Source organism: Leptothoe sp. EHU-05/26/07-4, from assembly GCF_043421015.1.
Classification (GTDB): domain Bacteria; phylum Cyanobacteriota; class Cyanobacteriia; order Phormidesmidales; family Phormidesmidaceae; genus Leptothoe; species Leptothoe turfae.
Genome location: NZ_JAXSQV010000005.1, coordinates 747,614 through 771,071, shown reverse-complemented (window position 1 = coordinate 771,071; position 23,458 = coordinate 747,614). Strand labels below are relative to the sequence as shown.

23 protein-coding genes are annotated in these 23,458 nt (G+C 46.4%); 11 read left to right on the top strand and 12 right to left on the bottom strand.

The features are described from left to right. Positions 1–107: 107 nt before the first annotated feature. Positions 108–293, bottom strand: coding sequence for a hypothetical protein (locus U2F10_RS21965; RefSeq protein WP_499873300.1), 186 nt, complete (start codon positions 291–293; stop codon positions 108–110). Positions 294–606: 313 nt separating this feature from the next. Between U2F10_RS21965 and U2F10_RS21960 the strand changes: the two genes are divergently transcribed. Beyond that, positions 607–1,857, top strand: a complete 1,251-nt coding sequence (locus U2F10_RS21960; protein WP_499873299.1) for an SUMF1/EgtB/PvdO family nonheme iron enzyme — start codon at positions 607–609, stop codon at positions 1,855–1,857. Positions 1,858–2,044: 187 nt separating this feature from the next. On the opposite strand, the gene U2F10_RS21955 is transcribed toward U2F10_RS21960, so the two are convergent. The 4 genes from U2F10_RS21955 to U2F10_RS21940 all read right to left on the bottom strand — a co-directional run bounded on the left by U2F10_RS21955 (position 2,045) and on the right by U2F10_RS21940 (position 5,623). Further along, positions 2,045–2,242 carry a hypothetical protein gene (locus U2F10_RS21955; RefSeq protein WP_499873298.1) on the bottom strand — a complete coding sequence of 66 codons (198 nt, stop codon included), beginning with the start codon at positions 2,240–2,242 and terminating at the stop codon, positions 2,045–2,047. A 166-nt stretch (positions 2,243–2,408) separates the two neighbouring features. Continuing rightward, positions 2,409–2,687, bottom strand: coding sequence for a hypothetical protein (locus U2F10_RS21950; RefSeq protein WP_499873297.1), 279 nt, complete (start codon positions 2,685–2,687; stop codon positions 2,409–2,411). Between the two features lie 157 nt (positions 2,688–2,844). After that, positions 2,845–5,076 (bottom strand): NACHT domain-containing protein, encoded by a 2,232-nt coding sequence (locus U2F10_RS21945; protein ID WP_499873296.1) that lies wholly within the window; start codon positions 5,074–5,076, stop codon positions 2,845–2,847. A 205-nt stretch (positions 5,077–5,281) separates the two neighbouring features. Then, positions 5,282–5,623 carry a hypothetical protein gene (locus tag U2F10_RS21940; RefSeq protein WP_499873295.1) on the bottom strand — a complete coding sequence of 114 codons (342 nt, stop codon included), beginning with the start codon at positions 5,621–5,623 and terminating at the stop codon, positions 5,282–5,284. A gap of 231 nt (positions 5,624–5,854) precedes the next feature. On the opposite strand from U2F10_RS21940, the gene U2F10_RS21935 reads away from it, so the two are divergent. The 4 genes from U2F10_RS21935 (at position 5,855) to U2F10_RS21920 (ending at position 9,911) form a co-directional block, all read left to right on the top strand. Continuing rightward, the gene (locus U2F10_RS21935) at positions 5,855–7,306 is read left to right on the top strand and encodes an SUMF1/EgtB/PvdO family nonheme iron enzyme (RefSeq protein WP_499873294.1); all 1,452 of its coding nucleotides are present in this window, start codon (positions 5,855–5,857) and stop codon (positions 7,304–7,306) included. A gap of 1,013 nt (positions 7,307–8,319) precedes the next feature. Continuing rightward, on the top strand, positions 8,320–9,066 hold the full coding sequence (locus U2F10_RS21930; protein ID WP_499873293.1) for a Fur family transcriptional regulator: 747 nt from the start codon (positions 8,320–8,322) through the stop codon (positions 9,064–9,066). Next, entirely contained in the window at positions 9,048–9,419 is a 372-nt protein-coding gene (locus U2F10_RS21925) for a hypothetical protein (protein ID WP_499873292.1), read from the top strand. Before U2F10_RS21930 ends, U2F10_RS21925 begins: the two co-directional genes overlap by 19 nt. Before the next feature lie 207 nt (positions 9,420–9,626). Continuing rightward, positions 9,627–9,911, top strand: a complete 285-nt coding sequence (locus U2F10_RS21920; protein ID WP_499873291.1) for a hypothetical protein — start codon at positions 9,627–9,629, stop codon at positions 9,909–9,911. A 41-nt stretch (positions 9,912–9,952) separates the two neighbouring features. Here the strand turns inward: U2F10_RS21920 and U2F10_RS21915 are convergent, their stop codons facing one another. Both U2F10_RS21915 and U2F10_RS21910 read right to left on the bottom strand, forming a co-directional pair. Then, positions 9,953–10,636 (bottom strand): hypothetical protein, encoded by a 684-nt coding sequence (locus U2F10_RS21915; RefSeq protein ID WP_499873290.1) that lies wholly within the window; start codon positions 10,634–10,636, stop codon positions 9,953–9,955. Positions 10,637–10,651: 15 nt separating this feature from the next. Continuing rightward, entirely contained in the window at positions 10,652–11,377 is a 726-nt protein-coding gene (locus U2F10_RS21910; RefSeq protein ID WP_499873289.1) for a thermonuclease family protein, read from the bottom strand. 383 nt (positions 11,378–11,760) lie between these two features. Here U2F10_RS21910 and U2F10_RS21905 point away from each other — a divergent pair, with 383 nt between their 5' ends. Continuing rightward, the gene (locus tag U2F10_RS21905; protein WP_499873288.1) at positions 11,761–12,795 is read left to right on the top strand and encodes a toll/interleukin-1 receptor domain-containing protein; all 1,035 of its coding nucleotides are present in this window, start codon (positions 11,761–11,763) and stop codon (positions 12,793–12,795) included. Between the two features lie 72 nt (positions 12,796–12,867). Continuing rightward, positions 12,868–14,019 carry a pentapeptide repeat-containing protein gene (locus U2F10_RS21900; RefSeq protein WP_499873287.1) on the top strand — a complete coding sequence of 384 codons (1,152 nt, stop codon included), beginning with the start codon at positions 12,868–12,870 and terminating at the stop codon, positions 14,017–14,019. 138 nt (positions 14,020–14,157) lie between these two features. Here U2F10_RS21900 and U2F10_RS21895 read toward each other — a convergent pair whose 3' ends face one another. From U2F10_RS21895 to U2F10_RS21880, 4 genes are all read right to left on the bottom strand, one after another. Continuing rightward, positions 14,158–14,451, bottom strand: a complete 294-nt coding sequence (locus U2F10_RS21895; protein WP_499873286.1) for a hypothetical protein — start codon at positions 14,449–14,451, stop codon at positions 14,158–14,160. A 48-nt stretch (positions 14,452–14,499) separates the two neighbouring features. After that, positions 14,500–14,829, bottom strand: coding sequence for a hypothetical protein (locus tag U2F10_RS21890; protein WP_499873285.1), 330 nt, complete (start codon positions 14,827–14,829; stop codon positions 14,500–14,502). 203 nt (positions 14,830–15,032) lie between these two features. After that, on the bottom strand, positions 15,033–15,302 hold the full coding sequence (locus U2F10_RS21885; RefSeq protein ID WP_499873284.1) for a hypothetical protein: 270 nt from the start codon (positions 15,300–15,302) through the stop codon (positions 15,033–15,035). Positions 15,303–15,397: 95 nt separating this feature from the next. Continuing rightward, positions 15,398–16,006, bottom strand: a complete 609-nt coding sequence (locus tag U2F10_RS21880; RefSeq protein WP_499873283.1) for a hypothetical protein — start codon at positions 16,004–16,006, stop codon at positions 15,398–15,400. A gap of 190 nt (positions 16,007–16,196) precedes the next feature. On the opposite strand from U2F10_RS21880, the gene U2F10_RS21875 reads away from it, so the two are divergent. From U2F10_RS21875 to U2F10_RS21860, 4 genes are all read left to right on the top strand, one after another. Continuing rightward, the gene (locus tag U2F10_RS21875; protein ID WP_499873282.1) at positions 16,197–16,496 is read left to right on the top strand and encodes a hypothetical protein; all 300 of its coding nucleotides are present in this window, start codon (positions 16,197–16,199) and stop codon (positions 16,494–16,496) included. Continuing rightward, complete coding sequence (locus U2F10_RS21870) at positions 16,489–17,442, top strand: hypothetical protein (RefSeq protein WP_499873281.1); 954 nt, start codon at positions 16,489–16,491, stop codon at positions 17,440–17,442. The genes U2F10_RS21875 and U2F10_RS21870 overlap by 8 nt, the downstream gene beginning before the upstream one ends. 662 nt (positions 17,443–18,104) lie before the next feature. After that, complete coding sequence (locus U2F10_RS21865) at positions 18,105–20,297, top strand: pentapeptide repeat-containing protein (protein ID WP_499873280.1); 2,193 nt, start codon at positions 18,105–18,107, stop codon at positions 20,295–20,297. Positions 20,298–20,482: 185 nt separating this feature from the next. Beyond that, on the top strand, positions 20,483–22,585 hold the full coding sequence (locus U2F10_RS21860; protein ID WP_499873279.1) for a pentapeptide repeat-containing protein: 2,103 nt from the start codon (positions 20,483–20,485) through the stop codon (positions 22,583–22,585). 154 nt (positions 22,586–22,739) lie between these two features. Here U2F10_RS21860 and U2F10_RS21855 read toward each other — a convergent pair whose 3' ends face one another. Beyond that, entirely contained in the window at positions 22,740–23,447 is a 708-nt protein-coding gene (locus U2F10_RS21855) for a helix-turn-helix domain-containing protein (protein ID WP_499873278.1), read from the bottom strand. Between the last annotated feature and the right edge of the window lie 11 nt (positions 23,448–23,458).

Sequence of the window (23,458 nt, the reverse complement as noted above, 5' to 3'; positions counted from 1 at the left end):
CTACGCCACAAGGCAGGCTTTCTTCTAGCTTTTACCAACTTTCCCCAGGATTACATCCTGCAGAGAGGCTCACCATCATAAAACTCTAGCCAATCGTCACCTGGCAGCTATTCAGACTCAATCTGCTCAACTTGAACTTGCTCCACCTGAGGCAAAGGTACATTCAGGGCTTGAGCCAGTTGTGCAAAGTCAGCAGTCAACCCGATAGCACCAATAGCAAGTCCTGCTGCTGCGATCACATGGCTGTACGAGTGAATAGGAATCGCATACTGCCGAGGGCAATACCCTACCACCGATCACAATACCCTACCGCCGATGGCACTTTCCCACATGGCTGACTTTGGGAAGATGACTTTGACTTGGCTATAGGATGGCTGTTAGCTGGCTGGTTTTGGGCTTTGGCTGGCTTTTTCTGTGAGGCGGCTTCGTAGCCCTATCGATAATTCAAGCATACTATCACAGTCACTCCAGTATTAAGGCAAGCGTCACGTTTCCTGCCATCCACCAAGAAAACCAGCTTTAATGGATATAGATGCAGAAAGCGACTCCCAACCGCCAAGTTAGAGCCGCTTTCTGGATTTGAAACTGATAGCCCTATCGTAGCTGATGGTCCAGATATTTTTGGCTCATGCCAGTGAAGATAAAGCCAAAGTTATGGAGCTGTACGAGCACCTCAAAAAGAAGGGGTATAAGCCTTGGTTGGATAAGAAGGATCTGCTAGGCGGTCAGCTCTGGGACGATGAAATTAAGAAGGCCATCAACAGTAGTGATGTGTTCTTAGCGTGTTTGTCTCAGCGTTCTGTCGAGAAGCAGGGCTATGTCCAGAAAGAATTTAGAATGGCATTGCAAAAATGTGGGGAACTACCAGATGGAAAAATTTACTTGATTCCGCTGCGGCTGGATGACTGTGAAATTCCCAATCTACGTCAGCGGGAATACGGCGTAAACATTAGGGATTATCAATGGGTTGATTTGTTTGAGCCGGATGGGTTTGAGCAGTTAGTTAAGTCGATTGACTATCATTTTCCCGTTGATAGAACACCCAAAGCAGGGAAAACCCAGCTCGTATACCTAGGGAATAGTGCAAATATCAAACTGGTGTATATTCCCGGTGGTTCTTTTTTGATGGGGGCACCTGAAAACGAAGAGGGTAGTTCTAACAGTGAAAAGCCTCAGCATACGGTAACCGTACCCGAGTGCTGGATGAGCAGATTCCTAGTGACTCAGGCCCAATATGAAGCGGTGATGGGCAATAATCCAAGTTCTTCTTCTTTGGGGGGTAACAACCCGGTAGAGCAAGTCTCCTGGCATGATGCGATAGCGTTTTGTAGAAAGGCTTCCCAGAAAACAGGAATGAACTTCAGGTTACCCAGTGAGGCGGAATGGGAGTATGCCTGTCGAGCAGGAACAACAACTCCGTTTTACTTTGGCAAAAGTATAAGCGGCGATCAAGCTAACTTCCATAAAGAAGGCACAACACCTGTTGGTAAGTATCCAATCAATGCCTTTGGTCTCTGCGATATGCATGGCAACGTCTGGGAATGGTGTCAGGATTACTGGCACGGCAACTATAAAGGCGCTCCTGATGATGGCAGCGCTTGGCTAGAGGCTGGGAAGGACTTGATTCGAGTTTTGCGCGGTGGCTCTTGGCGCTTTGACCCAGAGTACAGCCGCTCCGCTTACCGCTTTAAACTTCCATTTGGCCATCGTGACGATAATATCGGTTTTCGAGTTGTGTGTTCCAGACTGCCAGACTCCATTAAGTCAACAGAGAAAAAGAAAATAGTGTATGCAGATTCTACTGAGGTGACAAACGATGGAGAAATAAAGAACATTCTCAGTGCTGGTACTTTTTGAACAATTCCGATAGCGTGGGCACTTGCCAGAGGAGTTTTTTATCTTGTGTTCGCTCGCGCTGCTACATCCATATCCTGGCCACATAGCTCATCAATCATTGAAGCCCGCCACAGCAACTGATCCTTATCAGACCTACTCTTGGTGTCTATCGGCTTGTGAGCTCCTTGAGATCGCTAATCATCTCCCATCATCCCCCATCATCGGACACCCCCTTCAGCCCTCCATCAATAACGCTCATCTGAGGCCGACCACTTTCGGCTAGCTTGAGCAGACCGATCGCTAACCTAAGGTTTTCTGCGATCGCACTGAACTGCTCCATCGTATGGAACTCGATGAATGGAGACTTCAGCTGGTTTCTCAGCTCCAAGAATTGAATTGGGTCCACTTCACTGCTCTCCGCCAGGGGTAATAAGATTGTTATTACCCTTTCTTTTTGGAAGATATTTTTTCTGAGAAAGATTTTTGGAAAGATTTTTCTCTTTTTGATATCAGTCAGCTGGGTTGATTGTCGAACTTATATTCGTTGGTTTACCTGCTTTGGCTTGGCTTCTTTAGCTTGGTCTCTGCCATCCTTCGACTAATGCCTTTAGTAATGGGGCGTAGGGGAGATCATCGATTGCAGCATTGCCCGCTGCCTTCAACGCCCCGATAAACCGCTCACGTTGCGTAGGCAGGATTAACGCATCAAGGTACGCCGTCTGCTGTGCTTCGGTCGCTGTGGGGTTGGATGCTTTGAGCTGCTTGAGTAGGGTTTGGATCTCGGTAGTGGTTTCAGAGAGGGAAGGGAGGGAAGGTATTTTAGTGGATTCATTGTTGATGGTGCCACCCACCTGGTCCTCCTGGACAGTTGATCGACGAAGAAAGCAGCAGCCCTTAGCCCTGATTCACCTTCCCGCGACATAAGCCGCCTGTGACATAAGCCTCCTGTGGCAATCATGGTGTCGCGTCCTCTCCCTCGGTCCACCTCAACCCACCAGTCCCCGTCAACTATTCCCGAGGCGTCAAAGGCATAGCTGCAAAGTGTTTCCGTAGCAGATCATGCACAAAGCGATAACGGCCACCGGTTCTTTGAATGAACCGATGTTTGACGGCATGGTCGAGGAAACGGGCGTAGTTCCATGGAGCGTCGCCGTTGTGGGTGAGGATGATGCGTAGGATGAGGTGTTTGATGGCTATGGCTAACCCGCTACTTAGCCCAATACTCATCCCAATACTCATCCCAATACTCAGTCCTAAAAACAGCCCGAAAATTAGCCCATCAATCAGACCATCAATCAGACCACCAATCAGACCACCAATCAGACCACCAATCAGACCGCCAATCAGACCACTACTCAGCCCATAAATCAGACCGATACAGAGCGCGTATTGTATGCTTTTTCTAATACCTTGATTTGGCGTTTCTTTATCTGTTATGGAAATGCCACTCAGCCCTAGACGCAGCCCTGAAATCAGGGATAAAAGCAGCCCGCTACTCAGTCCGCTACCCAGCCCTAAAAGCAGCCCGCTACTCAAACCGTTACTCAAACCGCTACTCAAACCGAAAGTCAGCCCTAAAAGCAGTCCGCCACTCAGCCCTGAAGTCAGCCCGTCAAGCATCTTGCGAAAAGACCACTGCAATTTTTCTTTTGGTTCAATAGTGAGCGTGCTCAAACCTTCATTCAGCCCGGCAATAGGCCCGACAATCAGACCGATAATCAGACCAAGAATCAGACCCAAAAGCCCGAGAAACAGCCCGTTAGCCAGCACTATAAGCAACCCTTCATTCAGTTCTTCACCCAGCCCTTCACTCAGACTTATAAGCAGCCCTGAAAGCCCGAAACTCAGTCCGCTACTCAGCCCGCTAATAAGCCACACACTTAGACACACACTCAGCCCAAAACTTAATCTGTACAGTTTTTTTTGTCTAGGAGAATATAACCAAGTAGGCTGTAATCTCTCGATCAAAAAATCAGTTTCACTAATAGTGTCTAGTTTTTGAGCTAACCAAACTAGGTAATAACAAGTTTGCTGTGAGGAAGGCTCTTTACCTGGTTTATAAGTGCCCTGATTGTTTGGATCATGGAGCTGCTTTTCAACATAAGCATCAAACAGTTCCTGCTCGTTACGAATCGGATTACCCTGATACGCCACTACTAACATGAACAGGAACAGTGGCTTCTGTGCTAGCTCCCTTAAACCTGGATTAGCATGAATACTGTCCCAAAGGCTTAGTCGATTTAATGTTTTAAAATACTGACGAATCTGGTCTTCTTTTAGGGCTTCTAAATAGACAGCTCCATTCAATCCATTCAGTTCAATTTGGCCTGCTTCGTACTCGTCTCGACGGCAACAAATTACCAGCTCTGATGTACGAGTTGTCTCCAAGAACTGATTAATCTGCTCAATACATTCTTTTTGCTTAGCTAACCCCAATTCATCCAAGCCATCCAACATCAGCAGTATCTGATTACCTGTCAGCCATTGTTGTGTGACATCTTTCGATAGGCTGTAGAGCTTTTCCAGTTTACTAGCTACCCACTTATCAATAGATTCTCTATTCCAACTGGACAGCTCTAAGATCACAGGCACCGGATGCTGATCATCCTCTTCCACCCGAGCAACCAAATCTTGAGCCAGTTGCAATAGTTCTGTTGTTTTTCCTGAACCTGGTTCTCCTAGAAGTAGGAGCTTTCCTTGGATATCCTGACGCTCAAAAACGCTAATGATTTTCTGGGTGAGCTTTAAGTCCAGTGGTGGCCTATCTTCTTTGGTCTGTAGTACCCGGTTAACAGTTTGAAAGCTAGATCCACTATTCTTGGGTGGGTCCTCTGGTACCAACTCCAACTGAGGGTTCCCTACCCGTTGTCGCTGGTCTTCCATATAGAGATCTAGTTTGACCAGATTGTGTAAGGAGTTAGCTAGTCGAAGATTGACTTCCCTTTTGACGATTCTGAGTAATTGTTGGCGAGTGCGTTCTAGCTGGTCTGTAGAGGGTTGCGATCGCTGAAAGGGACTTGGGACACCCAGCCAACTGAGAATTCCAGATAACTGGTCACCAATGTTTAGGAGAAATAGAAGCGCGAAAACACCCAAAAAGAGCACTGTCCAAGCTCTGGGAGACATTAGCTGCTCCAGTTGCTTAAGCAGCGTAGACACCGGATCGGAATCAGATTGCTCAGTTGAGGCTAAGAAGAGTGAGATCGCGACATTCCCTAGCATCGTCACGGCACCCAGCATCACTTTTGCCCCTGCTCTTTCTGGGCCTCAAAGCGGATCGGCACTCTAACGAGTTTGGTGGTTCGGCCAGCAGCAGGTCTACTCATGGCTGATCATCGCAAATAACGGTTAATCGCGCTATCAGGAGTATACAGCGGACTTTTCCGGGAAGGCGGGCTTTTAACCTTGGAAAACGATTTTCCCTATTTCCGCCATTTGTTGCTTTCTAAACCGAATCATCCATCCACCCGCAGCGATCGCAATCCCAATGCACCCGTGGCGGCTGTGTCTGACGAAGCGGCATTTCGCAGTTAGGGCACCGGCCTGTGAAGATAGGATGCCAATCGAGCAAGGCTAGCTGCCGGTCAATACTCGGGTTAGACGTTTGAGGTATCCAGTCACCAGCGTAGTATCCAGCGCCGATCGGCTCACGTTTTTCTGCAAGATTGGGTGTAGCTTCAAAGTCAGGGCAGCTGTTGCCTTCTGGCCCACTGGGATTTACACCACACACCATATAAGGGCTATTCACATAGTAGCGACAGCGATCGCACTCAGGAACTTTAGGCATACTGACTTACCTTGAGCTTGATGATACAGCTATGGGTTTTGAATCTCGGCTCAGAATACCCACGAGCTGCCCGTTATTCAAGGAAGCTTTGCTCTGATTCCTGGCAGGTATCGGGTGCAGCAGGTTTAATAGGGTGAGTAGGTATACAGGCGAAAATAGACGAAAGCGACTCTAACTTGGCGGGCAGAGTCGCTTTCAAAGTGTGATGTGTAGTTAGCCCCATTGTAGTCGATGATCCAGATTTTTTTGGCTCATGCCAGTGAGGATAAGGATGCTGTTATTGACCTATACAATCGGCTCAAAGCTAAAGGTTTCAAGCCCTGGTTAGATAAGGTTGATTTACTGCCTGGTCAAAGCTGGCGAGCCGAAATTCCCAAGGCGATCCGAGAAAGCGACGTCTTCATTGCCTGTCTATCCAAGGAGTCTGTAGCTAAGGCAGGTTATATCCAGCGTGAATTTAGAATGGCGCTCCAGAAAATGGGGGATATACCACCTGGAAAAATCTATCTAATTCCGGTTCGCTTAGATGATTGTCAAGTGCCCGAGCTACGCCAAGAAGAATATGGAATCAACTTAGCCGATTATCAATGGGTGGATCTGTTTCAAGACGGGGAATTCGAGCGACTGGTGAAGTCGATTGAGCTACATTTCCCAGATGTTCTTGGGAAATCAACGTCTGATTCGAAATCTAGCAAAACTGCATCAGTGTCAGTAACGAATCCTGATTTATCAGATTCCACTCAACTCTCAGAAACTACCAATTATGAAGAACTCTTGCTAAGGCTCAAAGAGATTGAATCCCAAGTTAAGGAACAGCAAGCACCAAAATATGATTTACGCGATGCCCAGTTTGCAGGTGGTTTTTCTGAAACGGTCTTGGGCAATCAGATTGGTGGAAAGATTCGTAATGAACCTTCTAAAACATCAACCCCAGAATCCTCTCGACCTTTGATAGAGATAAAGACCATAGACCTAAGAAATGGCGTTACTCTTGACCTGGTGCATATCCCTGAAGGTACGTTTCTGATGGGTTCACCTGAAGTTGAGAGAGATGTAATCGAAAGACCTCAGCATAAGGTAACAGTGCCTGAATTTTGGATGGGAAAATATCCAGTTACTCAGGAACAATACCAAGCGGTTATAGGCAATAATCCGAGTTATTTCAAAGGCTATAACTGTCCTGTAGAGAAAGTATCCTGGCATAAGGCTGTGGCTTTTTGCGACCAAATTTCACAGCAAACAGGAGAGTATTTTCGCTTGCCCAGCGAAGCAGAATGGGAGTATGCTTGTCGGTCTAGGACGAAAACGCATTTTTACTTTGGCGATAACCTCACAGAGGCGCAAGCTAACTTTAATCGAAACAAAGGTAAAACAACCTCTGTTGGCAAATATCCAGCTAATGCCTTTGGACTCTACGATATGCATGGGAATGTCTGGGAATGGTGTCAAGACCATTGGCATGGCAACTACAAGGGTGCCCCCACAGACGGTAGTGCTTGGATAGAGAACTGGGCTCCTTTTAACAGACGGATTATTCGTGGGGGCTCCTGGCGCGTTAAGCGGGGGGAGTGCCGTTCTGCCTCGCGTGTCAATTCATTGAAGTCCCCTTGCTCCAGCGACTGCGAAAACTTTATCGGTTTTCGAGTTGTAAGTGCGCCCCAGGCTCTCTTCCGTAATCCTTGATCCTAATAATCCTATTACCCTTTCCAAAAGCACCTTAGAGCTATCAAAATGAGACAGCTCACCCCAAGGTAAGAATGCTTGCATCCATCCTTAAAGATGCTCTGGTTATTCTCAAAGGAATAGCCAGAGATCTGAACATTTCATTAGATGACCTAACCCCAGAGCATATTAATTAGCACCTGAATAACTTTTCCACAAACGGGCGTTGTGAGACAACTGTTTTGTGTCGCAACTGTCACACTCAAGAGCGGCTGACTTCATAATCAATCCATCTGACTGTCACAATGTGCCAATCAGCGATTTTAATCCTAGTCCAGTCCAGAATTTGACTAGCTAACTTCACAAAACTTGGATTCTTCTTAGGAGCAAGACTTGAGAACTGATTCAGCCTGTGATTTTTTGCTGAGGGGGGCAACTAAGCAACCAGTTTTCAGCACTTTCAGCGATGTTGAAAATTTTTTCTGGCCTACGGCTGTCTACTCCGATCGCTAAGGGAGGTTATCTAAACTGGCACACGCAAGTTTTATGCGATCTATACAACTCCATCCACCGTGATCCATCCTCTTTGCGATCGCATACTTCACCGGCTCTCGAATCTCTGAAGTACTGAGCCTCAAAATCTCTGAGGTCCAATCCGATCGGATCATCATCGTGGTTGAGATCGCACCTGAGCTGGAAAGGATTTCAACGCTTAGTTTTCGGAGAAGCTTTGCTACGAATTTGCAGAAAGCGGGTAGGACTGCTGCGGAGATAGGGAGACTGTTGGGAGGGAGACTGTTAGGACATAGATGGGATAGGGGTGGGGTGCGAGGAATGACGGCTCGGTGTGTTGGTTAGGGACTGGAGTTGGGCTGGTAGGATGAGGAATTGGACTGGTTGTAAGGGAGTGGAGGAGGGATAATCCAGGTCAGTTACCACCGGGCTATTGCTAGCTAGTCGTTACTTCGCCAAGGGCTTACATACTCTTTAGCCTGTGCCATAATCATCACACATATCAGTACAGAGATCCGAATATGGCTGTTATTGATTGGCGCTTAGCCTTGAGGTTGCTAGGTGATGTAGTTACCTCTGCAGTACAACCACCAAAACAGAATATTAGGCGTGAGCTACCACCATTAGAAGAAGCAATTAGATATTGTCAATCTTTGGGTATGCGATTGAGTCGCCAGCGCCGTTATGTTTTAGAGCTAATTTATAGTGTGAACACACCTTTGTCAGCTCGCGCCATCTACGATGAACTTAACCAACGCGGTAAGAAAATTGGGCACACCTCTGTATATCAAAATCTAGAAGCACTGGTTGAGCAAAGTGTTATCGACTGTATTGATGACACAGATGAGCAGCGTCTGTACCACAGGCACATGGGTCGTTTTTCTAGAGTTAATTCAAATCAAGTAGAAGAATATGGTTCTAATCTGCACGACGCAGTTCTTCAAAAGTCGGACGTAGCGATTTCTTCGGCAGGTACTGAATTCCTGAACTTTGCTATCAGTGGAGTAATAAGCCGTAAGACTGTGCCCGAATTGAAAGAAATCGCTGAGTTTCTTAGAGCTAAGACAGGCGATGACTCCATTGACGTAGCTTTTTTTACGAATCAAGACGCAATCGATTTTAATCAAGAGTTAGAGGCAGAAGCTAAAAAAAGCGATGCACTTCTTCAGCAGCAAAAGCTTGAAGGTGCACGTTTAGACTCAGAACTTGAATTGGCGCTTGAGCAGATGGAAACCAACATCGAGGAGCTATGTGGGAAAAACTTGTAGAATTTACCCAGCAGCTCCTAAGCCTAAAAAGAGATGTTGCTGAAAACACCTCAGAACTTAACAAGGTCAGGATTTATCTGCTTCGTGTGGGCAAAGGTACGAACTCCATAGCAAGTAAGCTCAAGCTCATGGAGCAGAAACATTATTATGAGATTCAGCAGTTAAAAGAAAGTTATACGGCTGAAATTCATCGCCTAGAAGATAGGCTGGAGCAAATGGAGAAAAGACTTGCTCTAAGCCATGAAAATGTAAGGATCGCTATAGAGAATCAAGTCCTTAAAGCTACCAATGACACGCAGAAACAGAAGTTACTGCATAGTGCTGAAGCCAATACATCTGACATAATTAGCTAAATCTCGAATTACTTCGAGACGAATTTGGGCTTCTTTCACACTATAAAGATAGACCTAGAAAGGTTTTACCTCCGACACTTCTCCGATAAACCCACTTCCGCATCCTCACAGCAGCTAGCCAGGGCCAAAGCAGTATCGTGAGCAGAGTGCGCCACCAAGGGCGTTTGGATTTGGGGTAAGGCTTGGGTTGGGTCATGAGTGCATCCTGTGGTTGATTACAGGATGCCCAAGCGTCGGATGGGGCACCCTAACCCCATGAACCCCAACGACACTCCCGTATCCTCTCCCGAAACTCATCCCGCAACCTACAACGGTGAAGCAATCCCCAGGCCAGTAGTCCGCTACACACTGGAGCAACAACTCGCTCTACTCGACTGGCACCCTATCTTCACGGGACGTTGCCCGAATTGTGAAATGCCTATCCTCCAGACACAGCCGCCACGGGTGCATTGGGATTGCGATCGCTGCGGGTGGGTAGACGACTCTATTTGAGCGAGGGCCTGCCATCGTAGAATTTCTGAAACAACCTCCCACTAATGTTTCAACGGATGGAAACGTTTCTTCTCAGCGGAATAGGACCAGGCCCAACCTTGAGGGTCTCGCTCCTGTGACCATTGAGCAAAATCAGGCGCAAACTTTTTGCGCCCAACAGAACTAGAGGATAGCTTGAGTCTTCGAGCCAAGTCTGCTTGGTTCAGTGAAACGGATGGATCTACCGGCTCGCCCTCTGTACTCTTGTCCGAAGCAATCTGTTTAGGCTCCTCAACCTCTCGTATCGTAGGCGTTGGTTGAGAGGATGTTTCGTTTTTTAAGCTGTCAAACACATACAGGACCTGGCCTGACTCGGTCGCCTCAAAGTCTGCGCAAAATTCTGTTGCCTTTTCATCTAAAAATTTTCTGGCATCAGGTGCAGTAACCTTGGCGGTCATCGCGAAGTCGAAAACGCTAATACGCCCCTGATGCTCCTGTATGAGTGCATAGAAAGCCGAACGTAATTTGTCTTCCTGCTTGTCGGTACTAATGGCGACAGTCTGCTGTCGATGGCTCCAATATTGCCAGGCTTTATAAATCCCCCAGCCAATCCCAGCCAAGATTATGAAAGGCAGTAGCATCTGAATCAAGGCAATTGCCAGGAAGAACAGGACGATGTACCCAACTAATACAGTTGAGCTGCTTTTCCGGGTTCTCGTGCTGAATAAGCGTTTACGACGAGGCATGGGCGTACCCTCGATTTAGTTTTGCTGCCTGTAGTCCCACGGCATAACGGGATTGGCTTGTGACCAAACCCCTAATCTATACTGACGGGCATACTCTTCAAATTCTAAATACAGATCCGCGTTGCAATTGCTGAGATATTGACGATAAGCAACCGCAGCGCCTGATTGAACCATCGACAGGTTCAGATTGAAATTCTGCACAAAGACTTCAGCCACAATCCGACCATAGCGGTCTGTATCAACGGGGTTCAAGCTCACGCTAATGCCAACGGGTACCAGCTCCTGTAGCTTGCGACGAGCATTTTCACCATAGGGAGCTTGAGCCATTTCAGGAGCATCAATACAGGCTAGGCGTACTGTGATGGTTTCGCCTTCCCTGCTTCGGACACGCATCGTATCGCCATCACCCACAGAGACGACATCCCACAGGTCATCCGCTAAACGGGATAGTTCATCTTGTGGAGCTGATTGGGTTGACGGGGTTTCACTGCTGCTGCCAGGAAGATCGATTACATTCCCAGGTGTCGAGTTGATATCGGGTGAGGGGCGTGAGGGTGAATGACGTGAAGGTGTAGAGTTGCTTGGCGTTCCCGAAGATGAAGAACCACCACCATGACAGTGATAACCGCCCGTTTGTCGGTTATTGTGGCAGCCACTTGCATTGGTACGTCCAGAATGGGCCTCAGCTGAACTGACGATAGCTAAGGCAATCAATGGAGCAAGAATGGCAATATACTTCATGGTGGCAGAGGAACACTACAACCAAGTATTCACCGGACGCTTAGGAATTCAGAGCCCGGCGATTAAGATACGACGTTTGGCGGGTGCGATCGCACTGGGCGACTTGCTCGGGATTTCCAAGGTTTTCTTAGAGCTTTTTTCTGGAGGGCCGTTCTTGGGACTTTTTTTTTTCTGGGGACCGTTCTTGGGACTTTTTTTTTCTGGGGGACCGTTCTTGGGACTTTTTTTTCTGGGGGTTGGGTAGCTGTTGGATGATGAGGGGATGACGGGTGGTTGACGGGAATTAGCAGATCGTTCAGCCTTACGGCAAATAGGCAGGGCTAAGATGGCGGTTCGCTATAGTGGCGAGGGTGATTGAGTGAGGGAAAGGAGGGGTAAGCAGCATGGCAGATCCAGAGCACCTGAAGATACTCAAGCAGGGGGTTGACGTCTGGAATCGTTGGCGTGAGGAAAATCCTAGTGTTTTTCCTGACTTCATTGATGCCGATCTCAGTGATGCCAAACTCTGTAGGGCTAACCTCATTAATGCCTTTTTCACTGGTGCCGACCTCAGTGATGCCGACCTGCGTGGTGCCGATCTCATTAATATCAAACTCCATGTTGCCGATCTCAGGTTTGCCAATCTTGAAGGTTCCAACCTCCGTGGTGCTGATGTCAGTTATGCCAACCTCAGTGGTTCCAACCTCCGTGGTGCTGAGCTTATTACCGCTGACCTCAGTGATGCCAACCTCAGTGATGCCAACCTCAGTGATGCCAACCTCAGTGATGCTGTCTTCGGAAGGACTGTTCTAGCTGATCTCAATTTGAGTAATATTAAGGGCCTAGAAACATGCAAGCACCACGGTCCTAGCACAATTGACCATCGCACCCTAACCCGTTCCGGCCAGTTACCCTTACCCTTCCTCCGGGGCATAGGCCTACCCGACACCTACATCGACTACATCCCCTCACTCTTCAATCAACCGCTCCAGTTCTACTCCTGTTTCATCAGCTATTCTAGTAAAGATCAGGAATTTGCCGAACGACTCTACGCCGACCTCCAAAATAAAGGAGTCCGGTGCTGGTACGCGCCAGAAGATCTCCCCATCGGTGCCAAGATCCGCATAGGCATTGATGAAGCCATACGTCGCTACGATAAGTTGCTACTCATCCTCTCAGAGAGTTCAGTCAACAGTCAATGGGTCGAACAGGAAGTCGAAACAGCCTTGGAGAAGGAACGAGAGCGCAACAATCAAATTGTTCTGTTTCCGGTTCGGCTGGATGATGCCGTAATGAATTCGGGCGATGGCTGGACGAGATTAATCAAGAACACCCGCAATATTGGTGACTTTTCTCGCTGGAAAGATCATGATGCCTATCAGAGGAGTTTCGAACGGCTGGTTAGAGATTTGAAAGCGTCTTTGGTGGCTGGGGGGTAGGCTGGGGCTCTATTCCCTTGAGGTCCCCATCGTGCGATACAACCTAGAACACTATCATGGAGATTCTAATTCATGGCAAAACTACCTCAATGGGTTAGCTCCCGTATCAGTTGGATTAAATCGCCACCTCGCTGGGCCATCGCAGTTGGCAGTATTTTCTTAGGCAGCGCTGGGACTATTTTCTTTTGGTGGTTTCTGTTGGTACTACTTCCGAATAGGAATGTACCTATCACTGTAAGCGAAGAGGCCAAGCGTCGGGCAGACCTGATAAATAGCAACCGAAACAATGTACTCCAGGTTGCCCAAACAATCGCAGGTTTAGGTTTCATTGCCACAGCTTATCTGGCGTGGCAAAACTATAAGCTTACTGAGGATAAAAATGTTACGGATCGCTTCAGCAAAGCGGTAGAAATGCTGGCGAGTGAAAAGATTGAAGTGCGACTAGGCGGCATTTATTCTCTTGAGAGAATTGCTAGAGACTCAAAAGAAGATCATCCAGTCGTTATGGAGGTATTAACAGCCTTCATTCGAGAGAAGTCTCCACATCAAGTAGAATCTTATGATCCTTATGATCAAGAGGACGCTTATTTCAAGGAGGAGTACAGGGCTGATCCCGAAAACTTTGATGCTCTATGTATCAATGAAGATATTCAGAGTGTTTTATCAGTTATTGGCAGACGTAATAGTTCATTTGATAGCACGGGCAGAATAATTAAACTGCCATTGACTAGGCTTTTTGGAGTTGAGCTGACAGGAGCCAATTTAGAAAAAGCTCGTATTAGCCGAGCCGACCTCGGTGCGGCGGAACTTGTAGGTGCAAATCTTGCAAACGCTACTCTTGTATATACGCTGTTTGATCGGGCCAACCTTCAGGAAGCCACTTTACGACAAGCCGATCTGCACGGTGCAGACCTTGTCGGTGCCTGCCTTGTCAAGACAAATCTTTATTCTGCCAATCTCACACATACTAATCTCATGCAGGCCGATCTTGAAGGCGCTGATCTCAAAAAGGCGAAGCTTATTCAAGCCAAGCTCTTCAAGGCCAATCTCACAGGCACTAACCTTACAGGTGCTGCTCTTGAAGGAGCTAACCTCCAAAAGATTCGATGGTCCTCTGAGACTGTCTGGCCTGATAAGGAAGAAGTTGCCAAGGCTACAGATATTCCAGAGAAACTAAAGCAAGAGTTGGGCATCACGTCTCCCGAGACTTTATCGAAGTCCTAACAACTTGTAGGAAAGGAACGCACTATGGCCAGATGACGACTATCAAAGCCCGCTGCCACTACTTACGCTTGGTTAGGGCATACTTTACTTTCCCCGGTGTATCTGCATCTGTATCTGTACATGGCTCAAGAGTCCCCATCACCTCGATCCTCCACCATCAGCCTCTAGCAAATACCCCAGCACTGCGATCTCCCTCTGCACGTCTTCATGCTCGGCTACCATTTCAAGCAGTGGGCTGAATCCATCAAAATGCCATTGCCTGATCTCAGGACTCCCTTGAATACACTGGTCCAGGGCATTGATCGCATGAGCAAACCCGAATTTCGCGATCAGGTCCTGCATGGCAGCGATGGCGGCGATCTCTTTCTCGCCGTTCTCTCCGTTCTTCCTGTTCTTCTCATTTTCTCTTTGTTTGCTAATCACCATAGTCATGACTACGTTGGTTCTCCAGTGACACCTCCTTGATCTTTTTCTTGCTTACTAATCGCCATAGTCATGATCACGTTGATTCTCTCCCTGGATACAGGAGGTTGAGATCTTCCAATCTGGATAGGCGAGCCCAAACGCTTCGATACTGGCTTCGATCGCAGCACAAAAATATTTGTTGCCTACGAAGACAAAGGACCTCGCCTCATGATCGATCTCGGTACGAATATGGAAATAGTCTTGATCGATCATGTTCTGGAGCCAATCCGGTAGGCTTCGTTTGAAACATTCGAGCGTGAACTCTTGCCAGGCCGGATCGGGCTCAAGCGTGAGAGTAGAAATGGAAGCTGGAGCTGGGGAAGGAGTCGGATTAATTGATTTCATGGGCTTTACCAAGACGGGTTTCAGGGTCAAAAAAATTTTTGTGGGGATGGTGCTAGCACGCTTAGGCTTAAGACTGGAGGCTTAGGCTTCGAGATAGTAGGAACGAGGAGGGTATAGGATCGATTGCTCTTTGAATCTCAGCCTGTAGAGAGAAGGCATGACTACAATTCTTATCGTGATAAGAGTTATCCTCAGAACGCTTCTTATCCCTGGTCTTTCATCACGTATTTTGAGACTGTATGAGCCGTGCCCAGAGCTTCTAGGATCGGGGTAGAGATATCGTTCTCTTCTAAAGTGTTATCGAAATGCCCAAACATTCCTTCATTCAGCGCTTCAAGAACAGCCGTGAGTCCATAGCTGTGGACTAAGGCCATGATGAGTGCTTTTAGCTGGGAATTAGGATTAGCAGAACTGATCGGAATGTTGATGCTAGGAGCTTCAGGACTGGGATTTACAGGTGTAGCGGGTGTCATGATGGGTGTTCGTGATCGTAAGTGAAGAGAATGATCGAGAGAAGAGGGGGCAGGATCGGCAGGAGTCGGTAGATGCAGGGGAATCACCGATCGCCTTACAATGCTGAGACGGGTGGCACTCGACCGGCTGCAGCGTCCAGATAGTAATCCTCATAGGGGTTTATCTGCTTCAGAAGCTCAAACGCGTTGATCACCGCATCGCCATCAAACCGCTCGGATAGCGCAAGCAACGCTCTGAATGCTTGATACGCAATTACATCATCAATGTAGGCGTCCCGATGCGCGTTCAATGCTTCATTCGCAGTGGCAAAGTACGTAGAGTAGGCCACGGATTGGGTAGCGCCATCAGGACCAGGCTCAGGGGTAGGGGTAAGGGGTGTGAAGTGGGCTCGATACCCTAGCGCGGGATCATGTTCAATGTGAAATCGGTGAGGCAGTGAGGCGAGGGTGCTCTGAAGGTACTTATGATGGTGCAGCGCTTCGGGGGTCAGGTCCAGCAGTGCCGCATCTTTGCATTGCTCCAGTGTGCCGGTTGCTTTTACAGGACGGGAGAAGGGACGGTATTCCCAGCGATCGGCAGTGATATTGAATGCGATCGCACCCAGATTGAGATCGTTGAGATAGATAACGTATTGGGTGTCGTGGGTTTGACGGAATTCTAGGGGCTGTGAGGAGCTTTGAGAATTTTGAGTTAAAGTTTTCATTAGGTCAAATCCTTGATTGGAAAGGGTTTGGTTTAGAGGGCTGGGTGTAGTTGGCGCTACTCTGGCCCTTGCTTATGTCCATATTAGCTAGTCTACAGTTGACTGTCAACAGTTGCATGTAGACTTTATTTAGTCTATAGTAGGCTGTAACGGGTTTACCGTTGACAGCTGACGCACGAAAATACAGGCAATGACAACAACATTGGTTATTGAAATGCCTAAGCGTGTGATCGATATTTCTCAGTACTGGCCCAAAGATGAAAACGGGGCTGAGTACACCGTCAATAAGGTTTGGACAAGTGACAAGGCTAATGGGTTAAACCCAGAGAAAATCGGTCGTTATACGCTTCAAAAGGCAAAAGCAGGGGAATTAGGCGGTGGTGAGATTGACACCATCGATGCATTAATCAGGGCTTGCTCTCGTTGGAGTGGGCAGAAGCTTGGATTTGAAGACATTTTAAGAGACACCGAAGGAGAAAGTGATGGCTAGCGATCTAATCCAATTCAAAAAAATTGCAGACGAGATAACAATTCGTGAAAGTGATGGCGTTGGCGTCGTTAGCCTCAGAGGAGCTGCGCGATTGGCTGGCGTTAGTGCTGAGGCGATTAGCAAGGCATTTAAGAGTGTCAACCAAAAGCCATCAAAATTAGCTAGGAACCTCATAGAGCAAGGGTTTGATGGTGTCAACCTACTGGCTATGCTTGAGACGGGAATTACAGATGAAGCGATGGCCGTAATTGCCCACTACTATGCTTATGCAGCGAGTAGATTTTGTACTTCTCAAGCCAAACACACATCAAAACAATTTGAGAAGCTTGGGGCGAGAGCCGCTTTCTATGCATTCAAAGGTCTGACGTTAGGGCAACAGCCTCCACGACAGCTCAACGAACCCAAACCACAACTCCCGCCAACAGCAGAAGCACTTCAGGTACAACCAAAAACCAAGCCTCAAGCCACTCCCACTCTCACCAGTACCGTTGATGCCGCTAAACAGATGTCAGGGTTTGTCCTGGAGCTGCTTAACGATCTAGAGATTGGGCAAACACCTAAACAAGACAAAAGCTTAAAGGTTGGAGTTGCGATCTCTGCGGCTCAAATCTACTGTCCAGAGATCGCAGACGCTCTCAATCCTGCTCAGAAATTACTAGCTGCCACAACTGCTACTGATGGGGTCTATCTAACGCCTACGACGTTAGGCGAACGCTTGGGCGGGCTCAGTGGGCGAAAGATCAACGAGAAGCTGATCACCATGGGCCTACAGACGAGGGTTGATAAACCTGCTAAGGGTGAACCAAAATATCTGCCAACTCAGGCGGGTAAGCCCTACTCAATGATGACTATGGCCACTGGGCAGTATGGGGATACGACGAGTTATCAGCATCTTAAGTGGAGTGAGCGGGTGCTGAAATTGTTTGAGGGAGGTGTGGCGGCATAAGGTGGCAACCAATGCCTCAAAAGCTAAGCGATCGCAACTACCCTCGCTATTGGCCATGGCCATCATTCAGGGGTAATAAGAAGGCTCAGCTACACCACCTCTAGCAATTTCCCCGCCTTTATCAACAACATCATCGAGCTGACCAAGCACCTAAGCATCCCTATCGATCTAACCGGCAAATCCAGTAAATCCAGCTACCCCCGTTCAGCAAATCCAGCTGCCCTCGTTCAACACCTCATAAGTTGAAGTTGCCCTACTCCTGCCAGTAGCCCCACCCCCCTTTGATTAAAAAGGGCTACCCTTCACCCAGATAGGGTGGGCGAGGTTTCGTCGATGTAGTTCTGACACTTTTAGCCGTGTGTAGTCCCGGTTCTTTCATCCGTGTATAGTTCTCTATATTTTTTTCGGTATTTTCAACGGCTTTTGGGGTCGTAATACATAAGAACCAAAAGCGATCCTGCTTCCTCTCCTATCTCTAGCACCCCTGAATCCACCAGTAAACGGAAAGCCAAGAATTTCAAGGTTCCCAGCTGGATGGTCAAGTTACTGCTCGATAAATAGCCCAGAATCCTATCTGGAGTCGCACCAAAGGGGTTTGATGGGTTAAAAATGTATTACTGCTACTGCTTGGTTTGAGTGATGAGGTGCGTGGAGTTTAGAGTATGAAAGCTTCTGAGGTGTTGCGACTCTACGAAAAAGGTGAGCGAGACTTCAAAGGGGTAAGTCTCAGAGGCCAGAACTTTAAAGGTAAGGATTTGTCGGGAGCAGATTTTAGTGGCGCTGATATCCGTAGTACGAACTTCACCAATGCGAATTTGACTGGGGCGAAGTTTGTTGAGGCTAAAGCAGGTTTGCAGAGGCGTTGGGCGATTGGGCTGGTTGTTGTTGCATTTCTTCTTTCAACAATTTCTGGAGTGTTTGCCTCAATTGCAACTTTCCTCGTTGTTCTTGCATTTGACATAGACAAGATTGAAAGTCAAGTGGCTGGTTGGGCCTCTTTAGGGATTTTGTTTATATACTTTTTTGGTGCTCTCCGTAAGGGAGTAGCTGCAGGTGTACTTGTAGTTACTTTTGCAACGGCAGTTACTTTTGCGTTGGCAATTGCAGCTGTAGTTTGGTTCACAGCTCAAGCTCCAGGTACTCTTGTAGTTGTAATTGCAACAGCAGTTGCCTTTGTTGTTGCAGTTGCCTTCGCAGTTGCTTTCTCGGTTGCCTTCGCCTTTGCAGTTTTAGGTGAAGTAGCCTTTGTGATTTCAGTTGTCTTTTCGGTTGCAGCTGCTTTCTTGATAACAGTCGTAAGCCTAATTGCAGGTATATTTGCAAGCTTAATTAGTCTATTCAGCGCCTATATTGGTTGGCGAGCATTGAAAGGCGATACAAGAGATGCTTGGTTGTGGTCAGTCGCTGTGGTCTCTGCTACTTTTGGGGGAACCAGCTTTCATGGGGCCACGTTGACCGATGCTAATTTCTCTTGTGCAAGGCTTAAAAGCACGGATTTCAGACGCGCCGTACTACTCCGCACCCGTTGGCGAAACGCTGACAAGCTGGACCGGGTAAGACCAGGAGAAACCTATCTCAACAACTCTAAAGTTTGCCAGTTACTACTAACCGGTAATGGGCAGGGGCAATCATATGACCATCTGTTACATTTAACGGGCATTAACTTGCAGGGTGCGAACTTGGTACAGGCTAATTTCTCCGGCTCAAACCTCAAACATGGAACGCTTCAAGGTGCAAACTTAGCTAATGTTTGTTTCATTGGTGCTGATCTTAATCAAGTCAACTTGCAAGATTCTGATTTGACTGATGCAATGTTGGTCCAAACGCAGCTGGATGAGGCTAACCTAACTGGTTCCGTACTGACCGGAGCCTATATCGAAGATTGGAACATCACCACTAAAACACGGCTCAATGGCATCCGCTGTGACTATGTGTTTATGCGCCTGCCGCCAGAGGGAGACTCAGACCCCAATCCCCATCGCAAGCCCGACGATTGGAATAAGACCTTTGCAGACGGTGAGTTTTCTGATTTCATCGCCCCGATGATCGAAACCCTGGATCTCTACCATAACCAGGCAGTAGACCCTCGTGCCATTGCGATCTCATACCATGACCTCCAACAGCAACATCCAGAAGCTGAGCTGGAAATCGTTTCCATGGAGAAACGAGGGAAAAATTGGGACAAACTCCTGCTCCGTGCTAAGACAAATCCCCAAGCTGATCTATCAGAGCTGAATAGTCAGTATTTTGAACGCTACGATTACTTGCTGACTCTGTCACCTGAGGCGTTGCAAGCGCTTCTCATTGAAAAAGACAGAGAAGTTCAGCGTCTAGTCCGCATGGTCGATACTGCGATTGATCGACCGTCACAAACGTTTGTTAGCCAATATCACAATCAAGGAGATGTAACTATGTCTGAACAAGGTAACCAAGGCTCTAAATACGATATGCGCGGTGCGCAATTTGCTGGTGGCTATGTTGGCGGTGATGTCAAAGGCAATCAGTATGGCGGCACTATCAATAACTACGGTTCCAGTACCGAGGACATTACCCGCTTACTCTCTGCCCTTCGAGAGCATGCCCAGGCTTTTCCTGATGATCAAAAAGATGAAGCTCTCGACACTCTTGATGACCTGGAAGGTGACCTGGCTAAGCCCGAACCCGATCAGGGCCGCATTGGTCGTCGTTTGAAAAGGCTGGCTGCGATCTCCACTGCCCTCGCTATTGGTACTACAGGATTTGCCGCTGACTTAGCACAACTGGCTGAAGCTCTGAATGTGCCTTTGCCTCAGGTGCAAACAGAGCAGATTCAAGTAGAGCCTGTTGAGCCTGAACAATTGTTGCCTGGCAACTGATTAGAGATTTACAGGGAAGGCATTGAGGGGATTATAGAAGCGGGATCAGCAGTAAAAGGGGCTGAATGGTTATGTAAGAAAAAATACAACTTTTAGAGTTGTGATAAGGCTGTGGAGTAAGTAAGTCAAAACTCTAAAAAATAGAAAGATTGTCAATAGCAAAGCTGAGATGATGGAGAAATTTTATGGCAAATAAGCAGCATCTTGAAAAAATTAAAGAAGGCGTGGAGGCTTGGAATATCTGGAGAAATAAAAATCCTGATATTTATCCAGATATCAGCCACTCGAATTTGAGCAATAAAGATTTGTCTAATGCTGACTTTAGTAAAACAGACATTACAGGAACTAATTTTTCGAATTCAAAACTTTTAGATACAAATTTCTATGCTGCCTGTAGCGAACCAAATATTAATTCACAAGTTATTAGTCTTACTCGCAGTACAATATTAGCAACCTTGTTTTTAATTGCAGCTAATCTAACTGGAGTTTTAGCGACTGTATGTGGAATTTTCATTCTACAGAACTACAAAGATTTTAATGCTGACAGTCTTAATGAACAAGGACGATTTTTAATCCTGATATTATCACTCATATACTTTATATTGTTTAGATTTCCATTCCTAAATAGGATAAGCTTCACTATATTTTTTATAGCTATACTGTCAAGTATCATAAGATTAGGGTATCAAGTTCTAGATATCTGGTATTGTATTTTTACTATTATTATAATTAACCTTATTAGTAGTGCATACAAAGGTGTTAAGCCTTCTAAAAATAGTGCTCTTTGGTTTGGTGGCGTATTCGGAATATTTCTTTCTTCTTCAACGTTTATACAATTAAGTAATATTTTCTATACAGGTATGTCTCAGGAAGAGACAGCCCTGGCAATCAGCTTAACGGCAGAATGGATATTTTATAGCCTAATTATAGTTATAGTTAATATATTTGCGTCACAATCAATATATTCAAATGAGATTATAAGAACGCCTTTAGAAAATTTGGTTTCGGTACTAGTTTCTTTTGGAGGTACAAAATTTAATTCATCTGACTTAAGTAGAGCTAATTTTTCAGAAGCTATTTTAATTGACCCAGACTTTAGAAATTCAAACGTTAATCGTACTTGCTTTAGAAATGTGAGGGGATTAGAACGGGCAAGATTAGACGGTACAATTTTAGTTGATAAGAGTGTTAGAAATCTTCTTGTAAAAGAGAAAATAGAACTTAAAAACTTCCAGGGAAAAGATCTAAAGGGAGCTAATCTGAACTCTCTGAATTTAGAGGGATTTAATTTTGCTGAAGCAGATCTAATAGAAGCATCGCTTGAAAGTGCTATTCTTTCGAATGTCAATTTAGCGAGAGCCAGACTCTTTAGAGCAAGTCTTACGAAAGCTAATCTGACGGGAGCCTGTGTCGAGAACATTGGTGTTGATAGCAAAACTAATCTGAGTCACATAATTTGTGACTATGTTTATTTTGAAGAGGATCAAAATGAGCGTCGTCCTAGAATTGGTGCCTTTAAGACTGGAGAATTTGAATCTCTATTTCAGCAAGCTGTAGGTACAATTGATCTCGTTTTTCAAGACGGTATTGATTGGCAGGCATTCTTTCAATCGTTTCAAGACCTCCGAAGTCAATATGCTGATCAAGACCTTGCTATCCAGGCTATTGAGAAGAAACAAGGAGGTGCTTTTGTTGTTCGCTTAGAAGTCGCTGGAGATGCTGACAAGAAAGCAATTGAGAGTAGTGCGAAAGAACTCTATGAGACTAAGTTGCTTCTGACAGAAGAGCGCTATCGAGCTGAGCTGAAAGCGAAAGATGGGGAAATTATCGCCTATCGGGAGCAGAGTGCAAACTTGCTGAAGATCACGGAGATGCTAGCAGCGAGACCTCCTATATCTGAAGGAAATCAATATGTTTTTAATCAATCTCAAATCGCTGGTGGGGTAGCTGATACTGTTCAAGGCTCCCAGTACGGCGGCACCATCAACAACTACACCCCCAACACCCAAGACATCACCCGCCTACTCACCACCCTTCGCAACCAGGCCCAAACCTTCCCGACCGACCAAAAAGACGAGGCCCTCGATACCCTTGAAGCGCTGCAAGATGACCTAGCTAAACCCGAACCCGATCAACCCCGCATCGGTCGGCGGTTGAAAAAGTTGGTTGCCCTGGACGCTGCGATCTCACTACCTACCAGAGATTTCACCAACAAAGTCATCGAGCTAACTGAAAAGCTGGGTATCCCCATCGAGCAAGTGCAGCTGCCACCGTCCAGCGATTCATAAAAGAACAAATTACCATTTCGTCAATTAGACTCGTACGAGTTTATAAGAGTTTTAGGGCATAACCTGGTGTGTCTTCTTAGGCTCATATAACAATGGTGGATAAGTCGTTTTTTGCCTTTTTGATAGATCAGCTGCATGGGCTGTGATCGCAACCTTAATCCTTGCTAATACCCTCACCCCGATCAGATAGTGAGCTTACCGTTTTAACCAATTCAGAACGTGTTTTCTGCTTAGCATCACCTTCCAAGGTTTCACAAATACTATTAGCTAACAAATACCTTTGTGTTCGGTCTAATCTATTGTGAAAAGATGATAACTGTTGCGTAGTTCGACCATACAAATAAAAGTTAATTCCCGCAATAACTTCTATAAGAGCGCCACTTACCAAAGGAATAACTGCCTTATTTCGAGGTTGATTAGAGATGACAAATACAACAGCTGACAAAAAGAAAAACAAGCCTATAATTGAAGCCATTGAAGCTAAAAAGAAACTTTTCTTAGCTTGCCCTAGTACTTCCTTGTAATAAAAGCCTAAGATTTTTACTTGAGCTGAAGCAATAGATTGAATATCATCAACAGTGGCTTCAGATAACTCTTCAACAGCTCTATTAAAGGAAGGTGATTGATGAATTGGGCCATTGTTTTCTATGCCCACATACTCAAGATAATCGTCTAAATCGATACCCAATATACTCGAAATAATATCCCATGTTTTTTGTTTAGCTGGGGTTCCTTCAAAAAGCCCATAAGCAATACTTTCTGAAATTCTTGCCCTTACACTTAAATCATAAATTCTCAAGTGTTTTTCTTTTAACACAGAATGAAGCTTTGCAATTCCCTCTTGAGTGAGCTTATAACGCATATCAATAACTA